Origin of the sequence: Sulfitobacter sediminilitoris (assembly GCF_010667575.1) — a bacterium.
In the GTDB taxonomy this organism is placed as follows: Bacteria; Pseudomonadota; Alphaproteobacteria; order Rhodobacterales; family Rhodobacteraceae; genus Sulfitobacter; species Sulfitobacter sediminilitoris.
The window spans coordinates 140,532-159,580 of the sequence record NZ_JAABNT010000002.1; the positions used below are offsets into that span (position 1 = coordinate 140,532).

Below are 19,049 nucleotides of genomic sequence, written 5' to 3' on the forward strand. Positions count from 1 at the left end.
GACTTGGTGCTAGAGTAAAGCGATGAAAGACCCGTTCTCACCCTCACCGGAACTTGCCGCAATTGCCAGAAGATGGTTGGAATCCTACGCTGCGCGTAGATCAACGACTGCTGCCAACCTGCTCTCTCACTCGGCCGCCCTGGCTTACATTGGCTCAGATGAGGGAGAGATTTTCGATGGTGCCGGCTTGCGCGATGGGTTTGCGAAGTACAGCGATGATCAAGCGATCCTGGTACCAGAAGACATTACGGTAACCGCGTATGAAGCAGGTGAGTTTGGTTGGGCCTATTCAACCCTCGCCATCATATCCTCCGAGGCGGACAAAAAGGTCAGATTCCGAAATACATTCATTTTCACGATGGAAGATGGCGTCTGGCGGATCGTCCACATTCACAACTCGAACCCCAAACCAAACTTTGAAGCGATGGGATATGAGTTGCGCAGGTTGGAAGATTTGCTTGAGGCTGCTCGCTCGGCAGAAGCTGAGATCACCCAGACAGGTATCGCCTCCGTCATGTTCACGGATATCGCGGACAGTACCGCGCTCACCTCGGCAATCGGTGACAGCCGTTGGAGCGAGATCATCAAGAACCATCTTGGTGATGTGATCCAAGAGATCGAGAAAGCGCGCGGTACACTGATCAAATCGCTTGGCGATGGAACGTTATCCACGTTCAGCTCAGCTGGCGCAGCTATGAGGGCGGCGATTGCAATTCAAAATCATCTTGCACAGCAGACGGACGAACCCAGACTTTGTCTGCGGATCGGAATTCAGACAGGTGACGTTGTTCAAAGCGGCGATGATTTTGTGGGAACGGTCGTCAACAAAGCGGCCCGTGTGGCCGCAATGGCCGAACCCGGCATGATCCGCGTATCCGAAGCGACACGGGCGATGGTCGGTGACACAAAGGAGTTCTGCTTCGCAAATCCGGTGGAAGTGCCGCTCAAGGGTCTGACAGGTGAACACCTCATTCACTACCTGGAATGGCAATGTGAAGCTGATCTAGGCACCCGGCAATAGACGTTGAGAGAGTATTCCGACAGCCTCCCGTACTTCATCACGCACGTCACCCTCACGCGGCGTATCCTTTAGCGTGGTGAACCAATGTTCCGGCGGGTTCTTGCCCCGTCGATTGCCGTCAAACCTCAAGGCGCGCAACACGTTCTCTGCAGCGTCTGGCAAAACCTCAGGCGCGTCCAGATCATTCAGCACGCCCCAAACCTGCGCCCACAGACGACCAACGGACCACGGGTTATATCCGCCGCCACCCAGCACCAGCAGGCGCGGCGCCATTCCCATCAGCCCCCGCAGGACATCCAGCTGCGCATTATTGCTCAGCGCCATGTGCGAAAGTGGGTCTTCTTCCAGCCCATCGGCGCCACACAACAGAACAATCGCTTCAGGCTGAAACGCTGCCACTTTGGGCAGGATCAATGCGTCGCGAACCAGTGCCATTTCGCTGTCATTAAACCCGCGCGGCACCGGTAAATTGAATGCATTACCACCTGCGTCATTGTCAATCGGGCCGGTGCGTGGCCACAGTCTTGCCTCGTGTACAGAGATCATCAGGCAATCGGGATCACCTCTGAAACCTTCTTCCACGCCATCCGGGTGATGGGCGTCGATGTCCACATAGGCAATCCGCTGCACCCCGTGATGTCGTAGACTGAGCATCGCCAATACTGGATCGTTGAGATAGCAAAACCCGTTTGCCCGATCAGGCATGCCGTGGTGTGTCCCGCCCGGTGGATTGTAAATCACACCGCCGTCTTTCAACAACTCTCCTGCCAGAATTGACCCGCCTGCAGCCGTTGCCGGGCGGCTGAAAATCTCTGGAAATACAGGGTTCGTCACGCTGCCGATGTCGTGGCGCTTGCGGTCTTGTTCGGTTACGTCCTGCTGTTGCTGCACCCTTTGCAACGCAGAGATATAGGCGGGCGTGTGCCAATTGATCAGTGCGGCCGGTTTTGCACGAGGCGACGTAATGAACTGCTCTGATGGCAACCAGCCCAGTGCACGTGCCAGATCCATGACGGTCGAGACACGTGGCACACGAAGGGGGTGCCATCTGCCATAGGTGGAATGCCGGAAAATCTCGTGTCCGATAAAAATGGGGCGCTGCATGGGCCCAAGATAGCCTGTCGCACGGTCTTAGCCAGTGCTAGCCAGACCAACAAAAAAGGGGCGCCTGTTGGCGCCCCTCTTTCGGTATATTGGTAAAGTTACCGTGTGCCGGACATACCAGCAGCAGCTTCGGTCACCATCGCATCCCAGTTGCGCGAACATGTGCGGTTCAGGACTTTGATTTCTTCTGCCAAGCGGGTCATGTCATCGTCAGCGTTGGCGATGGATGTTGCTGTCGCAGAACCTTCGGACGCTGCCGTGTTGCTCTCTTCAGCAGTAGTACCGACAGAGCTTGCTGTCGCAGTTGCCGTGCCATCGGTTGGCTGTACGTTATCGTTCAGTTCCATCACTGCCATCACAGCGACCTTGTCACGATCTGCGCCACCCAATTCGTTATACTCTTCACAAGTCATCGAATTGATGTCGAGGTGCGCAGCAGCAAATGCAGGCACGGAAAGAGTGGTCATCAGGGTTGCGGCGGCGAGTGTTTTGAATGAGCGTGTCATTGTGTTCTCCAATTCGTTTCAGTTGCCAATTCAACGTCGCCTTGGCAGGTAATGTTCCAAACCCCGGGGCAAAAAAAATGGGGTAAAGTCAAAATACGCCCCAACAACACATTGTTTTTAAATGTTAATTTTTAAAGAATTATTTGACTTGGTTCTCCATCATGTTGGCAAGATCCTCTCCTGACTTCGCGACAAGAATCATCTTTGGGTTCTTGTCAGACCTCCAATACCTACTGGACGCCACCCTGGGCCGCGCCTAACCTCACGACGATGCTGCGCTATACTCTGAAACGACTTTTCTCTTTGATCCTCAGTCTCGCGGTAGCTTCTGTCGTGATCTTTGCGGTTATCGAAATTGCGCCGGGTGACCCTGCCTCATTCATGCTTGGTATGAATGCGCAGCCGGAAACGCTCGCTGCTTTGCGGAGCGAACTGGGCCTCGACGTCTCAAAGGTTGAGCGGTATTTCGCATGGACCAGCGGCATGCTCACCGGGGATTTCGGGACCTCCTATACCTACCGCACACCAGTCATCGACATGATCAGAGACCGCCTGTGGGTCTCGCTTCCCCTCGCGCTCTACGCGCTTGTAATTAGCACTCTGGTTGCATTTCCTGCCGGCATTTACGCAGCCAGCCGTCGCGGGCAGGCAGGCGATATCGGCATCATGGGCGCGACACAGCTTGGCGTCGCTGTTCCAAACTTCTGGTTCGCGATGATGCTGGTGCTGATTTTCGCAATCAACCTGCGCTGGTTCGCCGCCGGAGGTTTCATAGGTTGGGACGCGGGTTTCTGGAAAGGTCTGCACGCCCTGACCCTGCCCGCCATCGCGCTTGCCTTGCCTCAGGCTGCGATCCTTGCGCGTGTCATGCGGTCATCGCTGCTTGATGTCTTGGGAGAGGATTTCATGCGAACCGCACGCGCAAAGGGCTTGTCTTCGCGTCAGGCGCTCTGGCGGCATGGGTTGCGAAACGCGCTGATCCCGGTGCTCACGATCATCGGACTACAGTTTTCTTTCCTGCTTGCAGGCTCCATCATCATCGAACAGGTCTTCTATCTGCCCGGTCTGGGACGGCTGGTGTTTCAGTCGATCTCCGCCCGTGATCTGATCGTGGTGGAATCCGTTGTGATGCTGCTGGTTTTCTCGGTCATCCTCGTGAACTTCCTTGTCGATCTGGCCTATGCGGCGGTTGATCCACGATTAAGGTCGCGCACATGAAGCGTAACCTGATCCTTGGCGGCCTGTTGTCCGCGCTGTTCGTGCTGGCCGCGCTGATCAGCTTTGCCTGGACGCCTTACGATCACACGGCCCTCGATATCCCCAACAAGCTCAAGACACCCTATGCCAATCATCTGCTTGGCACGGATCACTTTGGCCGCGATCTGCTCAGCATGATCATGGTGGGTGCGCGTACCTCGATCGCCGTTGCATTGGTGGCGGTTGGTATCGGGATGGGTCTTGGCGTGCCGCTGGGCCTTTGGGCAGCGGCCCGAAGCGGCAGTCTGGTGGACGAAGTGATCATGCGGGGCAACGATCTGGTTTTTGCCTTTCCCAGCCTTGTCATCGCGATCCTGATCACTGCCATTTTTGGCGCGGGTGCAGTCAACGCGATCATCGCCATCGGCATTTTCAACATTCCCGTTTTCGCCCGGATCACGCGCGGCGCGGCCCTCTCGCTCTGGCAGCGCGAGTTTATTCTGGCCGCCCGTGTCGCAGGCAAAAACGCGGCGCGTATCTCGGTCGAACATATCCTGCCCAACGTCACAAACTTGCTGATCGTTCAGGGCACCATCCAGTTTTCGCTGGGAATTCTCGCCGAGGCGGGCCTCAGCTATGTCGGTCTTGGTGCCCAGCCGCCAACGCCATCCTGGGGTCGTATGCTGGCCGATGCACAAACCCTTGTCAGCATCGCACCACATATGGCGCTCGTCCCCGGTTTCGCAATTATCCTGACGGTTCTGGGCCTGAACCTGATGGGGGACGGTCTGCGCGATTATCTTGACCCCCGGCTTCGGGTGGCACGCACATGACCCTGCTGTCGATTGAGAACCTCAGCCTGTCGATTCATCAATTCGACATCCTGCACGACGTCACCCTCTCTATTGCAGCGGGCGAGATTGTCGCGGTGACAGGGGAGAGCGGCTCTGGCAAATCCATGACCGCGCTGGCCACGATGCAGTTGCTCCCGAAAGGTGCGCATACAACGGGCCGCATCGTTCTGGGTGACCGCGAAATCACCGCTTTGGACGAAACCACCCTGTGCACCATGCGCGGAAATGACATGGGCATGGTGTTTCAGGAACCAATGACCGCGCTTAACCCGGTTCAAACCATTGGCGCGCAGGTCGCGGAAACCATTCGAATCCATGACCGTACAATCACCCGCGCCGAAGCCTTCGACCGTGCCGCCGAAACACTTACCCGCGTTGGTTTGCCGCAGGACCGCTTCCCGCTGGGCCGGTATCCCCATGAATTGAGCGGTGGACAGCGCCAGCGCGTGGTGATCGCAATGGCGATTGCGCTGCAGCCACGGCTTTTGATCGCTGATGAGCCAACGACTGCCCTTGACGTGACCACGCAGGCGCAGATCCTCGATCTGCTCAAGCGCCTCGCCAAGGAAGACGACATGGGCCTGCTGATGATCACCCATGATCTGGCCGTCGTCGCGGACATGGCGGACCGGATCGTGGTCATGCGCAATGGCAAGATTGTCGAACAGGGCGAAACCGGACATCTGCTGCGTCACATGCGGCACCCCTACACCAAGATGCTTTTCGAAGCGTCTGGTCACCGGGTCAATCTGCCAGCAGCACCTGCACCCGCGCCACTGATGCGGGTCGAGAGGGTCATCCGGGACTACCGCCTGCCCCGCACGTCGGTTTTCGGTGCGCCGGGGTCTTTCCGTGCCGTGGACGATGTATCTTTTACCATCCAGCGTGGCGAACGCTTGGGGCTTGTCGGGGAAAGCGGCTGCGGGAAATCCACGCTGACCCGTGCGCTGTTGGGGCTCGAACAGGTGCAGGGCGGCAGCATCATGCTTGATGGGGAACCTGTCTTTACCGGCACCCGTCCCAATCTTGCCGTGCGCCGCAAGATGCAGGTGGTTTTCCAAGACCCCTTTGGCAGCTTCAATCCGCGCCACCGTGTCGATCGGCTGATCACCGAGCCGTTTCATCTGCTTCCCGATCCGCCCAGCGGGGCAGCCCGCACACGCGCCATTGACGAGGCGCTGCTTGCCGTCGGCCTGACACCAAGGGATGCCACCAAGTACATCCATGAATTTTCCGGGGGTCAGCGCCAGCGCATTGCCATCGCACGCGCATTGATCATCCGGCCCGACCTGATCCTTTTTGACGAAGCGGTCAGCGCATTGGACGTATCTGTCCGCGCGCAGATCCTTGATCTTCTGGCCGAGCTTTGCGGGGCTTATGATCTGACGTATCTCTTTATCTCTCACGACCTTTCGGTCGTACGGACCGTGACCGACCGGGTGTTGGTGATGAAGTCCGGCAAAATCGTCGAAGAAGGTCTGACCAAGGATGTGTTCGAGAGGCCGCAACACCCTTATACAAAGACCCTCATTGACGCAGCACCCATACTTCCCGACATCGGAGTACCTGCATGAGCCATCCCATCAACCTTGCGGAAAAACTTGCCCAGATCAGCACCCATTGGGATCCACATGTGATCGCGGATTACAACGGAAACGAGGTGATGGTCGTGAAATTCCAAGGCGAATTTCCGTTTCACCTCCACGAAGAAACTGACGATTTCTTTCTCGTCCTCAAAGGCGAGATGGTGATGGATATCGAAGACAGGTCGCACCCCGTGCGGGCCGGAGAAATCTTTGTCGTGCCCAAAGGTGTGACGCACCGCCCCCGCTCCGAACACGAATGCGAAGTGCTTTTGATCGAACCGAAAGGTGAGCCGAATACAGGCGATGCAGCGACCGCAGCCAGTAAACCGCGCATCTGAACTCATAGGGAACACCATGCATCCAGGCCCCAAGAACCTCATCACCGATGTGACCGGTGTCCTTGTCGGAAACGCTCAGGACGAGACGTTGAAATCGGGCAGCACCGTGCTGACTGCTGCCGACCCCTTTACCGCGTCGGTCCATGTGATGGGCGGTGCGCCGGGATCTCGAGAGACTGACCTGCTGGCACCGGATAAGTTGGTCGCAGCGGTCGATGCGCTGGTGCTGTCGGGTGGATCCGCCTACGGGCTTGACGCATGTTCCGGTGCCATGGACGATCTGCGGGCAGCGGGTCGCGGGTTCAAGGTGGGGACGGCGACCATTCCGCTGGTACCCGGTGCTATCCTGTTCGATCTGTTGAACGCGGGGAAAAAGGACTGGGATGAGAACCCCTATCGCGCACTGGGTCGCGCGGCCTTTGACGATGCATCTGATACCTTCCCACTGGGCACGGTTGGCGCAGGCACCGGTGCATTGACCGGCATGATGAAGGGCGGCCTTGGCTCTGCTTCGCTTGTTCTGCCTGATGGCAGCACGGTTGGCGCGTTGGTGGCATCCAATCCTGTGGGGGCTGTCACAACGCCCGGCGACAGGCATTTCTATGCCGCTCCTTTCGAACTGAACGGCGAATTCGGCGGGCTTGGGCCTGACCCTGCGTCTGGCCTAGGGGTTTCATTGGAAAGCCGCAAGATGAAGGCAATGTCCGTGCGCGAAAACACCACCATCGCGATCGTCGCAACCGACGCGACGTTGACCAAGGCCGAATGCCAACGCGTCGCTGTTGCCGCCCATGACGGTATCGGGCGTGCGACGGTGCCCGCGCACCTGCCTCAGGATGGCGATCTGGTCTTTGCCCTTTCTACCGATGCCAAACCGCGCGGCGATGTGGGTCTGATCGGCCATGCGGCGTCACTTTGCCTTGCCCGCGCCATCGCCCGCGCGGTTTACGAAGCCACACCTGCACCCGGCGACCTGTTGCCATGTTGGAGAACCTTGAATGCCTGATCTCGCGCTGGATGACATCACGCTTCATTAAGAAATCGAAGGGAAAGGCCCGCCGCTGCTCCTTCTTGCCGGAATGTTAAGCGACAATGCGACGTGGGCACCTCTGGTCCCGCTGCTGAGCGACCGATTTACCGTGATACGCCTCCACAACCGCACCACGGGCCGGACCGCGCCTTGGGACGCTCCGGCAGATTGTGCACTGATGGCACAGGATGCCGTTGCCCTGATGGACCACCTTGGATTTCAGCAGTTCCATTGTGCCGGTCATTCGCTGGGTGGTTTGCTGACCCTCGAGATCACCAGCGCGCATCCCGACCGTGTTGCAACCGCTACCGTGCTTGCCTCGGGCCGCATCCGCGCACCACGCACGGCGGCGCTGTTCGATACGCTGCTCGCAATCCGCCGTGCACCACAGGGCGAGGAAATGTGGCTCAGGGCGCTATATCCCTGGATTTTCGGCAATGCGTTTTTCGAAGACCTCGGCAACATCGAAACCGCGCTGGGGGCAGCGCTGGCATACCCCTATGCACAGTCCGCCGATGCAATGGCGCTGCAGGTCGCGGCCTTTCGGGCGTTCCGCCCCAAGGCAAAGCCAGAGCAGATCGTGCGTCCGACGCTGATCCTCTATGCGGGGCAGGATATCATGGTGCCACCCGATGCCGCCCGAAAGAGCTTTGGTGCTCTGCCGAACGCCACGCATCATACGATTGAGCATGCCGGGCACTCCATTGTCTGGGATGCGACCGATGAAGTTGCAGAACACCTGAGCACCTTTCTGGAGGCGCACCCGATCAGAGCCTGATCAGACGGCGTCAATCTGGTTGGCGGGAATGGCTTGCTCAAGCGCGGGGATCGCCATGCAATTGGCGTGAATGCGGCTGATCGTAGGATAGCCGCTCCTATCCTCCTCAAAACGCGCATTGTTGATCACCTGCGCGTAGAGGCAAAGATCGGCCATACTGACCGTGTCACCGTGACAGAACTCACCAGTTTCAACTTCGTTTGCCAGCCGTGTTTCAAGCGCATCCATCCCGGCGCTGGCCCATTTCCGAAACCACTTGGCCTTGGCGGCTGCATCGGCGCCGAATTCAGTTTCAAGATGCTGTAGGATGCGCAGGTTATTCACCGGATGAATATCGAGCGCCACGATATGGGCAAGACTGCGCACGCGGGCGCGCGCCCATGGATCAGCAGGCAAAAGCGCGGGTTCGGGGTGCACCTCGTCGAGCCATTCGAGGATCGCAAGCGATTGGGGCAATGGCCCCTGGGGTGTCACCAGCGTCGGCACCAGTCCCGAGGGGTTCATCGCAAGATGTTCGGCAGCGCGATGTTCGCCTTTGAGCAGGGCCAGCGGAACATAGTCGTAATCAAGCCCCTTGAGATTCAGTGCCGCGCGCACCCTGACTGATGTGGAAGATCGAAAGTAGTTATGCAGTTTGAGATCGCTCATGCGCGGCCTCCGATCCTGACCTCAAGCTCGCCGACACCTTCGACACCGCCAGTGATCACATCACCGGTCACCACTGCCCCGACACCCGCTGGCGTCCCTGTCATCACCAGATCACCGGGGGCCAGCGCCATCGACCGGGACAGGATCGCGACATGTTCTCTGACCGACCAGATCAGATCGGCAATATCCGCGTCCTGTCGCACCTCACCATTCACCGCAAGCCAGATGCGCCCCTTCTCGACGCTTGGCACCTCGGCAATCGGTTTGATCGGACCGATGGGCGCGGATTGGTCAAATGCCTTTCCCCAGTCCCACGGGCGGCCCATCTCCTTGGCCTCGCCCTGCAGATCGCGGCGCGTCATATCAAGCCCGACCGCCGCACCCCAGACGTGGTCCATCACATCATCCTCGGCAATGTCGGACCCACCTTTGCCAATCGCGATGACCAGTTCGATCTCGTGATGCAGGTTTTCTGTCAGCTTGGGATAGGGAATGGTACAGGGCGTATCGACAGCGGCATCCGCAGGTTTGGTGAAAAAGAACGGCGCCTCTCGGGTCGGATCCTTGCCCATCTCACGCGCATGCGCTTCGTAGTTTCGGCCAACGCAAAAGATACGCCGTATGGGAAAACGATCATCTGTGCCCTGCACCGCAAGGCTCGCCTGTTTCGGCGCATCAAAGACGTATGACATAATGAGGTTCCTTTGTGATCGCGGCGTTCAAGGCGCGCCTGTCCGGTCCGCTAGACTTTGCTTCGCGCCTACCGAACACCTCATGCCCCGCACAGTCAACAACCCGCGACATTCATACCTTTTGCGACTCCTCCGCCGCACTTGCCCCCGCCTTTGCCAGATCTGACAGGATCGGGCAGTCAGGCCGATTATCTCCTGCGCATGACCGTACCAACTCGCTCAACGTGTCACGCATCGCGGTCAGTTCGGTCAATTTGCCGTCAATTTCGTCAAGGTGGCTTAATGCTATTGCTTTCACATCACCGCTGGCGCGGTCCTTATCATTGTACAACGCCAAGAGGCTCCGGCAATTCTCCACTGGAAATCCCAGGGATCGGGCACGGGCCAGAAACGCCAGTTTGTGCACGTCTGTGTCCGAGAAAACGCGGTACCCATTCGCCTCGCGTTGAGGGCGCACAAGACCGATGTCTTCGTAATAGCGGATTGTCTTGGCGGGCAGTCCAGTCGCGGTACTGACGGTTTTGATGTTCATGCCACACCCCCCGCACGGCGAAGCCGCAGTGCATTACCCACGACAAACACCGAGGAAAACGCCATCGCCCCGGCGGCGAGGCCTGGCGACAACAAAATACCGAATGCGGGGTAGAGTAAGCCTGCCGCGACGGGGATCAGCAGCGTGTTATAGCCAAACGCCCAGATCAGGTTTTCCTTGATATTGCGCAAGGTCTGGCGCGACAGGTTGAAAGCGTGGACGACCCCCTGCAGATCACCGGACATCAGCACCACATCCGCCGTTTCAATGGCAACATCCGTTCCGGTACCGATGGCGATGCCCACATCAGCCTCAGCAAGGACAGGTGCGTCGTTGATCCCGTCCCCGACAAAAGCGACCTTGCCATGCGCCTCGCGCAGTTCTTTGACCGCTGCCATCTTTCCTTCTGGCAACACTCCGGCCACCACGGTATCGATCCCCAGCGGGCGGGCAACGGCCCGCGCTGTGTTTTCCGCGTCTCCCGTGATCATCGCTATCTTGAGACCACGGGACTTCAGCGCAGCAATCGCGGCAGCACTCGTGGGTCTTATCGGATCAGAAACAGCCAAAAGCGCGATCAGCTTGCCATCTTGCGCTGCGAAAAAGACTGTCTGACCCTTGTTCGAAAGCGTCGAAGCCTCAACCTCTACCGGCGTCAGCTCAGCACCTTCCTGCGCCATCAAACCCGCATTGCCAATGGCAATGCGTTTACCTTCAACAGTCGCTGTGATCCCGCGCCCGGCGTGAACTTCCAGTTTCGTTGCTTCTGGCAGACTTAAACCAGCGTCCTTGGCGCGCTCCACAACAGCGTGGGCCACAGGGTGCTCGGATTGCGCTTCGACTGCGGCGATACGGGCGAGAATAGTGTCCTCGTCATTACCGGCCAACCCGTGAAAGGTGGTCAAGGCGGGCTGGCCCTCGGTCAGCGTTCCGGTCTTGTCCACCGCGACAACCTTCACGCCGCTTAGGGATTGCAGCGCGTCACCTTGCCGAAAAAGCACACCCAGCTCGGCCGCACGGCCAGTCCCGACCATGATCGAGGTTGGCGTAGCAAGGCCCATCGCGCAGGGACAGGCGATGATCAGAACTGAAACGCCCACTACAAGCGCATGCGACAATGCGGGCTGCGGGCCAAATACCAACCAGACGATCACGGTCAGAGCCGCGATGGCGATCACAGCAGGGACAAACCATAAGGTGACCCGGTCCACCAGCGCCTGTATCGGTAGCCGTGCACCTTGCGCCTGCTGTACCATGCGAATGATCTGGGCAAGGGTCGTATCGTCGCCCACCCGTTCGGCTTCGCAGATCAGGCTGCCATGGCCATTGACACTGCCACCAGTCAGGACATCGCCTGCTTCCTTTGAGACCTGCATCGGTTCTCCGGTGATCATGCTTTCGTCAACACGGCTTGACCCCGACACAACTTTGGCGTCCGTCGGCACCCGTGCACCCGGTTGCAGCAGGAACGTGTCACCAACACTCAATTCCGCCACCGTCACTTCGACCCAATCCGATCCCTGCCGGACCATCGCCGTCCGCGGTTGAAGCCCGATGAGCTGGCGAATGGCTGCGCCTGTCTGGCCCTTGGCGCGTGCCTCGAACCAGCGGCCAAGCAGGATCAGCGTCACGATCACTGCCGCAGCTTCAAAATAGACGACACGGGTGCCCTGCGGCAGCAAGGACGGCGCGAACAACGCGACAGTCGAGAAGGTCCAGGCCGACCCTGCGCCCAATGCAACAAGACTGTCCATGTTGGGGGCTCTACGCCAAAGAGCAGGGATGCCTTTGGTGAAAAAATGTCTTCCCGGACCGATCAACACAGCTGTTGTGAGCAGAAACTGGATCACCCAGCTTGTCTCAAGCCCGATGGTGCGGGCGATGAGGTGATGCCAAGCGGGAAAGAGGTGGCCGCCCATCTCAAGCACGAAAACGGGGATCGTCAACGCTGCCGCCAATATCATCGCCCGACGGTGACCTTCCGCCTCGGCCTGCTTGATTTCGCCGTGGTCACGAACGTCCTCCTGAGAGGCAATCCGGGCCGGATATCCTGTCTTGGTCGCTACTTCAGCCAATCGCGCCGCCGTCGTCGCGCCAGGTACGAAGCGTAGTGTCGCACTCTCATCCGCGAGGTTCACGTTAACGTCGACAACGCCAGCCTCGGCACGAAGAGCGCGGTCAAGACGACCAACGCACGAGGCGCAGGACATGCCGCTGACCGCCAGACGCAACTCCTCTGATCGAGCCGGATAACCAGCGCCATCAAGAGCCGATATCGCGTCCATCAAAGGTGCATTCTGGTCGACCGTAATTTGCGCCGTCTCATCAGCAAGGTTTACATAGACATTCTCGGCACCCTGCACCTTTTTGAGAACCTGCGTCACCCGCCCGGCGCAACCGCCACATGTCATATTCTGAACAGGAAATGTTATCGTCTGTGCCACGGATCAGATCCTTATCTACGCGTCTCTCACACTGCAGATAAGGGTTCCAGTGACTGGAAGGTCAAGTGGGGTCGCTAGAAATTTGTCAATGCAGCCAGATGATCAGCCCCGCGCAGGAGTTGCCGGGCGTATGTTGTGGCATCGATATTCGCACCACAGACGATAACGCCAACACGTTTGCCCTGCAGGTCCTTGCGCAAAGGGCCAAAAAGACCAGCCAATGCGGCACCTGCGGCCGGTTCAACGGCCAACTTGGCATCCTGCTGAAAAATCACCATTCCGGCGCAGATCGCATCGTCGCTGACGGTGACGATACGGTCCACGTAGGCGGTGCAGAGGGCATGACCCAGCGGCAAAGCCATTGGCGCACCCAGGCTGTCTGCGATCGTGTCCACCTTGTCGAGCGTGGCGGGTGCGCCCTCTTCCAACGACCGGGACATGCTGGCCGCGCCTTCCGGCTCCACCCCGTAGACCATGCAGGCTGGATTGATCTGCTTGACTGCGGCCGCGATACCACTGATCAACCCTCCACCACCCACCGTGACAATCACGGCTTCAAGGTCGGGCACCTGCTCCATGAACTCCAACCCGACGCTAGCGGTGCCCAATATCGTTCCGACACCTTCGAATGGATGAATGAAGGTGCGCTCTTCCTCGCATGCCAGCCGTTCGGCCTCGGTAAACGTTTCAGCGCCGGGTGCCTTGAGCACAACCTCAGCGCCTTCTGCGCGGGCGCGTTCAATACGGAACGGATTGGCATTGTTCTGCATCACCACCTTGGCAGACAATCCGCAGATCCCCGCAGCCCAGGCCGCAGCAATGGCATGGTTGCCCGCGCTCGCCGCTGTAATGCCTGACGCCTGTTTATCTTGGGGAATCGCCCGCGCATTGGACAGCGCACCACGGGCCTTGAAAGTACCGGTATGTTGAAAACACTCCAGCTTTAGCATCACCGTTCCACCGCCCAGCCCCCGATGGACCAGCGGCGTATCAAGGGCCGCAACGGGTGTGCGCCGGACGCTGCCCTGCAGTGCTGCGGCGTTCGCTTTGATCCTTGCTAGCGTGATTTCGCCTATTTCGACCATGCTCATGATCCAATTCTCCCGCCTTCGGTGTTCGACTATCAGACAATGCGGGTCATTTGGGTCGCAAAAGTCAACAAAATTCATAACTTGGCAAAAACCGGCAAAGCGCTGCCATTCTGTAGGGTATTGTCTCTTGCAACTCAGGGGCGCGCCATCCTAACAGGGGACGTCTCTGACGCGCTCTCAGGGGGCAAAGACGAAAAGGACGTGCGATGACAACCAGCGACATTACTCCGGTGATCCTGTGTGGCGGATCAGGGACGCGTCTGTGGCCAGTCTCCCGCAAAAGCTTCCCCAAGCAATTCATCGATCTGATTGGCGAGGGCAGCCTGTTCCAGCAATCCAGCAAGCGGTTGTCGGGTAAAGGGTTCGCAGCACCACTGGTCGTCACCAATTCAGATTTTCGGTTTATCGCAACGCAACAACTACATGATGCGGGCATCACGCCCGGTGCAGTGTTGATCGAACCGCAGGCACGCAACACAGCCCCGGCGCTGTTGGCCGCAGCCGTGCTGATGGCGCAAAGCAATCCTGCCGCGCTGATGCTTGCAGCGCCATCTGATCACTATATCACGCAGGCCGACGCTTTTTGCGATAGCATTCGCCGGGGCGTGCCTGCCGCCACCGAAGGGCAGATCGTCACATTTGGCATCAAACCCGACCGGCCCGAAACGGGCTATGGCTATCTCGAACTGGGTGACGGCACGGCCAACGGTGCGCTGCCGCTCAAGCGGTTTGTGGAAAAACCGCAACTGGCCGAAGCCGAACGCATGTTGGCCGATGGCGGCTATTTGTGGAATGCCGGTATTTTCATGTACACCGCACAAACCTTGATCGACGCCTTTGCAGAACACGCTCCTGATATGTTGGCGCATGTGAAAGCTGCTGTTGATAAAGCGGTGCCAGACCTCGGCTTTCTGCGCCTTGATCCAGAAGAGTGGACAAAGTGCGAGGACATCTCGGTCGATTTCGCGATCATGGAGAAGGTCAGCAACCTGAGTGTCGTCGCACATGAGGGCGATTGGTCCGATTTAGGCGGTTGGAACGCAGTGCATCAACATGCAGATCGTGATGCAGATGGTGTGGCCCTTCAGGGCGGGGCACATGCGGTCGAATGCAAGGACACGTTGCTGCGCTCTGAAAGTGGGGCGGTTCAGCTTGTCGGCCTTGGCCTTGATAATATCGTGGCTGTAGCGATGCAGGACGCGGTTCTTGTTGCTGACCGCCGCCGGACATCAACTCTGGGCGACGTGGTCAAGCAAATGCGCGCTGCTTCCGTTTTCCAAGCAGATAATTTTCCCAAGGATCACCGCCCCTGGGGGTTTTTTGAGACACTCATCCTATCCGAGTCATTCCAGGTCAAACGTATCGTGGTGAACCCGGGTGCGGCGCTCAGCTTGCAAAGTCACAAACACAGATCCGAGCACTGGATCGTCGTGGTCGGCACTGCCAAGGTCACCGTGGGCGAGACCAAGGACAGCTTGAACGTGCAAATGGTGCATGAGAACGAGTCGGTCTACATCCCGCTGGGTGCCATCCACCGGATGGAAAACCCCGGCGATACGCCAATGGAACTGATCGAAGTCCAGACCGGCGACTATCTGGGAGAGGATGACATCATCCGCTACGAAGACGTGTACGCCCGTGGCCAGGGTGCCAAAGGTTAGACACTACTTCAGAAGTGTCTTGAGATAGCTGCCGTAGTCATTTTTCTCAAACATCTCGGCGCGTTTCAGCAGGTCGGAATCGTCAATCCAGCCCTGATCATGTGCGATTTCTTCCAAGCAGCCGGTTTGCAGGCCTTGCCGCTGTGTCAATGTCCGCACGAAATTGCCTGCGTCCAGCAGGCTGGCGTGGGTGCCCGTATCCAGCCATGCGTAGCCACGGCCCATCCGTTTCACCCGCAGATTTCCCTGTGCAAGGTACATCTCAAGCAATGAGGTGATCTCAAGCTCTCCACGCGCCGAGGGTTGAACCTGACGTGCCTTTTCCGGGGCATTTGCATCCAGAAAATAAAGGCCAGTGACCGCGTAATTTGACGCGGGATTCTCAGGTTTTTCAATAATGGTCTGCGCGGTGCCCGCCTTGTCGAACCCTACGACACCGTACCTTTCCGGGTCTGAAACATGATACCCAAACACCGTGCCGCCGCTGGTCTGTTTGTCCGCATCGGCCAATAGTTCTGGCAAACCATGACCAAAAAAGATGTTATCCCCCAGAACCATTGCCGATGGCGCACCATCAAGAAAGTCTTCCGCCAAGATATAAGCCTGTGCCAATCCGTCTGGTGATGGCTGGACAATATAACTGATCGAGATACCCCACTGACTGCCATCACCCAATGACCTTTGGAACTGCGCCTGATCCTGAGGGGTGGTGATCATTGCAATCTCGCGGATGCCCGCCAGCATCAGAACCGAGATCGGGTAATAGATCATCGGCTTGTCGTAAATCGGCAGCAGTTGCTTACTGATCCCCATCGTAATCGGGTAAAGCCGCGTGCCAGAGCCACCTGCCAGAATGATCCCTTTGCGATTGGTCATGAGAGGGCTCCCAAATCAGTGAGAATTTCAGTGAGACTATTGCGCCAATCTGGCCGCTTGATCCCGAAAGTGCTGTCTGTAGCGCTGCAATCCATCCGCGAATTAAGTGGACGGGCAGCGGGGGTCGGATACGCGGATGAAGGGATATCGGTAACATTGCAAGCGAGGTTTGCCTGATCAAAAATCACACGGGCGAAATCCGCCCAGGAACAATCCGGTGCGCCAGAAAAATGATAGGTGCCGGTTTTTTCAGGCGATACAGCAAGCTGCTCTGCCATTAAGTGACACGCTGTCGCAATATCTCGTGCTGCTGTTGGCCCGCCAATTTGATCTGAAACGATGTTCAGCGCATCCCGCTCTGCCCCAAGCCTGAGCATCGTTTTGACGAAATTGTTGCCATGTGCAGACACGACCCACGAGGTGCGCAGAATCGCATGAACCCCACCAGCCGCGCGCACCTTCTGCTCGCCCGCCAGCTTTGACCGGCCATAGGCACCCAGCGGGCCTGTCGGATCATCCGGACGCCACGGCGCTGTCCCACCGCCCGAAAAGACATAATCGGTCGAAATCTGAACGAACGGGATATTCAGCGATGCACAAGCTCTTGCCATCACGCCGGGGGCGTCCGCATTGATCAAGGTCGCCAATGCTTCTTCTTGTTCGGCTTTGTCCACGGCTGTGTAGGCAGCTGCATTGATCACGGCACGCGGGACATGGGCATGGATCGCGGACGAACACTGTTCAGGTACCGTCAAATCCGCCTCGTCCCTGCTAATGCAGACCGTGTCGGGCAGTTTTGCCAACTCCTGCGCAACCTGTCCGGTTTTGCCGATAACAAGGATACTCACGCCTTGACTCCTAGCCGCTGACCGACGCCGTCACGCGCCTGCAAAGCGCGCCACCAGTCTTCGTTATCCAGATACCACGCAACGGTCCGCTCCAACCCTTCTTGCAGTGTCACGGACGGACGCCAGCCCAATTCGTCACGGATACGACTGGGGTCAATCGCATATCGCAGATCATGCCCCGCCCGGTCCTGCACAAATATAATCTGATCGGCATAGGAGCCGTCCTTGGGGCGCAACCGGTCGAGGATGGCGCAGATGGTCTTCACAAGATCAATGTTCCGCGCCTCATTCTCTCCGCCGATGTTATAGCTCCGGCCCACCGCGCCCTTGGCCAGAACCAGCAGCAGCGCATCGGCATGGTCCTCGACAAACAGCCAATCCCGCACGTTCAGCCCTTCGCCATAGACCGGGATGTCCTGCCCAGCGAGCGCATTCAGAATGACCACCGGGATCAGCTTTTCGGGAAAATGGTAAGGACCATAGTTGTTCGAGCAATTCGTCAGAACAACCGGCAAGCCATATGTTTCATGCCACGCGCGCACCAGATGATCACTGGCCGCCTTGGACGCTGAATATGGCGACCGAGGGTCATAGGGTGTCTCTTCGGTGAACATCCCCTCAGGCCCAAGCGAACCAAAAACTTCATCCGTCGAAATGTGATGAAACCGGAACGTCTCAGGCTTGCCCTTCTCCACCCAATAGCTGCGTGCGGCTTCAAGCATATTGTAGGTGCCGGTGATGTTGGTCTCGATGAAATCTCCCGGACCGTCGATGGAGCGGTCCACGTGAGATTCCGCTGCCAGATGCATGACGGCGTCGGGTTCATGCTTGCCAAAAACCGCATCCAACGCCGTACGGTCACGAATGTCGACATGCTCAAATGCGTATAGTGGGCTGTCCGAAACGACAGCAACGTTTTCAAGGCATCCCGCGTATGTCAGCGCGTCAACATTGACGACCTCATAGCCCCTGCCAACTGCCAATCGCACAACGGCAGAGCCGATAAAGCCAGCCCCACCTGTAACCAGTAATTTCATTGATCCCCCTCATACACAAAGGGACTATCGAACTCCGAAAATACCTGGGCCTGTGCATCCTTCTCAGACAAAACTGCAGGGCCACTTAACCCCCAGTCGATGCCAATATCAGGATCGTCAAACCGCACAGCCCCATCGCATTCCGGTGCATAGTAGTCGCTACACTTGTAGATGATTTCGGTATCAGGGGTACGGGTTGCGAAACCGTGAAGAAATCCTGCCGGAATCAACAACTGCAACCCATTTTCCGCCGACAACTCGTAACCAACCCACTCGCCAAACGTGGGGCTACCCTTACGCACGTCCACCGCAACATCAAACAAAGCACCGCGTCCACAGCGCACCAGCTTGGCCTGCGCATGAGGTGGCGACTGAAAATGCAGGCCCCGCACGGTGTTCACAGCAGCCGAAACTGAATGGTTGTCCTGCACGAAATCAATATCGATGCCCTGCGCCAACATCTTTTTGCGGTTCCAGCTTTCGGAGAAAAACCCGCGCGCGTCTCCAAAACGCGGCGGGTTCAGCAAAACCACTCCTTGTAGTTTTGTTTCAGTCAGAAAATCCACCGCTCTGCTCCGTCCGTGCTTGGTACGTTCTTGGTAGAGTACCAACACAGCGGTGGAAACGATTTGACGCCGAAATCAGGGCTTTTTCTTGGTTTTCTTTTTTGGTGTTGCCGGCGCATCCGCGCCCATGAGTTCGGCAAGGACCTCCGCATCGGTCATATGGTCAGGTACTTGCACGCGGCCCAACCCGGGCAAGATCACGGTACGGTAGATCAATAGAACTGTTTCTGAGGTGCTCAT

20 protein-coding genes are annotated in these 19,049 nt (G+C 57.9%); 8 read left to right on the forward strand and 12 right to left on the reverse strand.

Going from position 1 to position 19,049, the window contains the following annotated elements:
• Positions 1-22: 22 nt before the first annotated feature.
• Positions 23-1,021, forward strand: coding sequence for an adenylate/guanylate cyclase domain-containing protein (locus GV827_RS03565; RefSeq protein ID WP_164352334.1), 999 nt, complete (start codon positions 23-25; stop codon positions 1,019-1,021).
• Here GV827_RS03565 and GV827_RS03570 read toward each other — a convergent pair.
• Together GV827_RS03570 and GV827_RS03575 are read right to left on the reverse strand one after the other, a co-directional pair.
• Positions 1,004-2,125: an acetoin utilization protein AcuC gene (locus GV827_RS03570; RefSeq protein WP_164352335.1), complete on the reverse strand. Its 1,122-nt coding sequence runs from the start codon at positions 2,123-2,125 to the stop codon at positions 1,004-1,006. The genes GV827_RS03565 and GV827_RS03570 overlap by 18 nt on opposite strands.
• 98 nt (positions 2,126-2,223) lie before the next feature.
• Complete coding sequence (locus tag GV827_RS03575; RefSeq protein WP_164352336.1) at positions 2,224-2,631, reverse strand: HdeA/HdeB family chaperone; 408 nt, start codon at positions 2,629-2,631, stop codon at positions 2,224-2,226.
• Between the two features lie 270 nt (positions 2,632-2,901).
• Here GV827_RS03575 and GV827_RS03580 point away from each other — a divergent pair, with 270 nt between their 5' ends.
• Genes GV827_RS03580 through GV827_RS03605 form a run of 6 tightly spaced genes read left to right on the forward strand, consistent with a single transcriptional unit; the run spans position 2,902 to position 8,414 of the window.
• Positions 2,902-3,849, forward strand: a complete 948-nt coding sequence (locus GV827_RS03580; protein ID WP_164352337.1) for an ABC transporter permease — start codon at positions 2,902-2,904, stop codon at positions 3,847-3,849.
• Positions 3,846-4,661: an ABC transporter permease gene (locus GV827_RS03585; protein ID WP_164352338.1), complete on the forward strand. Its 816-nt coding sequence runs from the start codon at positions 3,846-3,848 to the stop codon at positions 4,659-4,661. Before GV827_RS03580 ends, GV827_RS03585 begins: the two co-directional genes overlap by 4 nt.
• A complete protein-coding gene (locus tag GV827_RS03590) occupies positions 4,658-6,256 on the forward strand; it encodes an ABC transporter ATP-binding protein (protein ID WP_164352339.1) in 1,599 nt (532 codons plus the stop codon). The genes GV827_RS03585 and GV827_RS03590 overlap by 4 nt, the downstream gene beginning before the upstream one ends.
• Positions 6,253-6,606, forward strand: coding sequence for a cupin domain-containing protein (locus GV827_RS03595; protein ID WP_164352340.1), 354 nt, complete (start codon positions 6,253-6,255; stop codon positions 6,604-6,606). The genes GV827_RS03590 and GV827_RS03595 overlap by 4 nt, the downstream gene beginning before the upstream one ends.
• A 16-nt stretch (positions 6,607-6,622) precedes the next feature.
• Positions 6,623-7,612, forward strand: a complete 990-nt coding sequence (locus GV827_RS03600; RefSeq protein ID WP_164352341.1) for a P1 family peptidase — start codon at positions 6,623-6,625, stop codon at positions 7,610-7,612.
• 55 nt (positions 7,613-7,667) lie between these two features.
• Positions 7,668-8,414, forward strand: a complete 747-nt coding sequence (locus tag GV827_RS03605; protein ID WP_268895715.1) for an alpha/beta fold hydrolase — start codon at positions 7,668-7,670, stop codon at positions 8,412-8,414.
• Here GV827_RS03605 and maiA read toward each other — a convergent pair whose 3' ends face one another.
• The 5 genes from maiA to GV827_RS03630 form a co-directional block, all read right to left on the reverse strand.
• The gene (maiA, locus tag GV827_RS03610) at positions 8,415-9,062 is read right to left on the reverse strand and encodes a maleylacetoacetate isomerase (RefSeq protein WP_164352343.1); all 648 of its coding nucleotides are present in this window, start codon (positions 9,060-9,062) and stop codon (positions 8,415-8,417) included. It abuts the gene before it with no gap.
• Positions 9,059-9,754 carry a fumarylacetoacetate hydrolase family protein gene (locus GV827_RS03615; protein ID WP_204325701.1) on the reverse strand — a complete coding sequence of 232 codons (696 nt, stop codon included), beginning with the start codon at positions 9,752-9,754 and terminating at the stop codon, positions 9,059-9,061. The genes maiA and GV827_RS03615 overlap by 4 nt, the downstream gene beginning before the upstream one ends.
• Before the next feature lie 112 nt (positions 9,755-9,866).
• Positions 9,867-10,286, reverse strand: a complete 420-nt coding sequence (cueR, locus tag GV827_RS03620) for a Cu(I)-responsive transcriptional regulator (RefSeq protein ID WP_164352344.1) — start codon at positions 10,284-10,286, stop codon at positions 9,867-9,869.
• The gene (locus GV827_RS03625; protein WP_328823105.1) at positions 10,283-12,730 is read right to left on the reverse strand and encodes a heavy metal translocating P-type ATPase; all 2,448 of its coding nucleotides are present in this window, start codon (positions 12,728-12,730) and stop codon (positions 10,283-10,285) included. The genes cueR and GV827_RS03625 overlap by 4 nt, the downstream gene beginning before the upstream one ends.
• Positions 12,731-12,804: 74 nt before the next feature.
• Positions 12,805-13,821 carry a threonine/serine dehydratase gene (locus tag GV827_RS03630; protein ID WP_164352345.1) on the reverse strand — a complete coding sequence of 339 codons (1,017 nt, stop codon included), beginning with the start codon at positions 13,819-13,821 and terminating at the stop codon, positions 12,805-12,807.
• 206 nt (positions 13,822-14,027) lie between these two features.
• On the opposite strand from GV827_RS03630, the gene GV827_RS03635 reads away from it, so the two are divergent.
• On the forward strand, positions 14,028-15,482 hold the full coding sequence (locus tag GV827_RS03635) for a mannose-1-phosphate guanylyltransferase/mannose-6-phosphate isomerase (protein WP_164352346.1): 1,455 nt from the start codon (positions 14,028-14,030) through the stop codon (positions 15,480-15,482).
• A 3-nt stretch (positions 15,483-15,485) separates the two neighbouring features.
• On the opposite strand, the gene rfbA is transcribed toward GV827_RS03635, so the two are convergent.
• The 5 genes from rfbA to GV827_RS03660 all read right to left on the reverse strand — a co-directional run bounded on the left by rfbA (position 15,486) and on the right by GV827_RS03660 (position 19,049).
• On the reverse strand, positions 15,486-16,358 hold the full coding sequence (gene rfbA / locus GV827_RS03640) for a glucose-1-phosphate thymidylyltransferase RfbA (RefSeq protein ID WP_164352347.1): 873 nt from the start codon (positions 16,356-16,358) through the stop codon (positions 15,486-15,488).
• Positions 16,355-17,206: a dTDP-4-dehydrorhamnose reductase gene (rfbD, locus tag GV827_RS03645; RefSeq protein ID WP_164352348.1), complete on the reverse strand. Its 852-nt coding sequence runs from the start codon at positions 17,204-17,206 to the stop codon at positions 16,355-16,357. Before rfbD ends, rfbA begins: the two co-directional genes overlap by 4 nt.
• Positions 17,203-18,243, reverse strand: coding sequence for a dTDP-glucose 4,6-dehydratase (gene rfbB / locus GV827_RS03650; RefSeq protein WP_164352349.1), 1,041 nt, complete (start codon positions 18,241-18,243; stop codon positions 17,203-17,205). The genes rfbD and rfbB overlap by 4 nt, the downstream gene beginning before the upstream one ends.
• On the reverse strand, positions 18,240-18,809 hold the full coding sequence (gene rfbC / locus GV827_RS03655) for a dTDP-4-dehydrorhamnose 3,5-epimerase (RefSeq protein ID WP_164352350.1): 570 nt from the start codon (positions 18,807-18,809) through the stop codon (positions 18,240-18,242). The genes rfbB and rfbC overlap by 4 nt, the downstream gene beginning before the upstream one ends.
• 75 nt (positions 18,810-18,884) lie before the next feature.
• The gene (locus GV827_RS03660) at positions 18,885-19,049 is read right to left on the reverse strand and encodes a hypothetical protein (RefSeq protein WP_164352351.1); all 165 of its coding nucleotides are present in this window, start codon (positions 19,047-19,049) and stop codon (positions 18,885-18,887) included.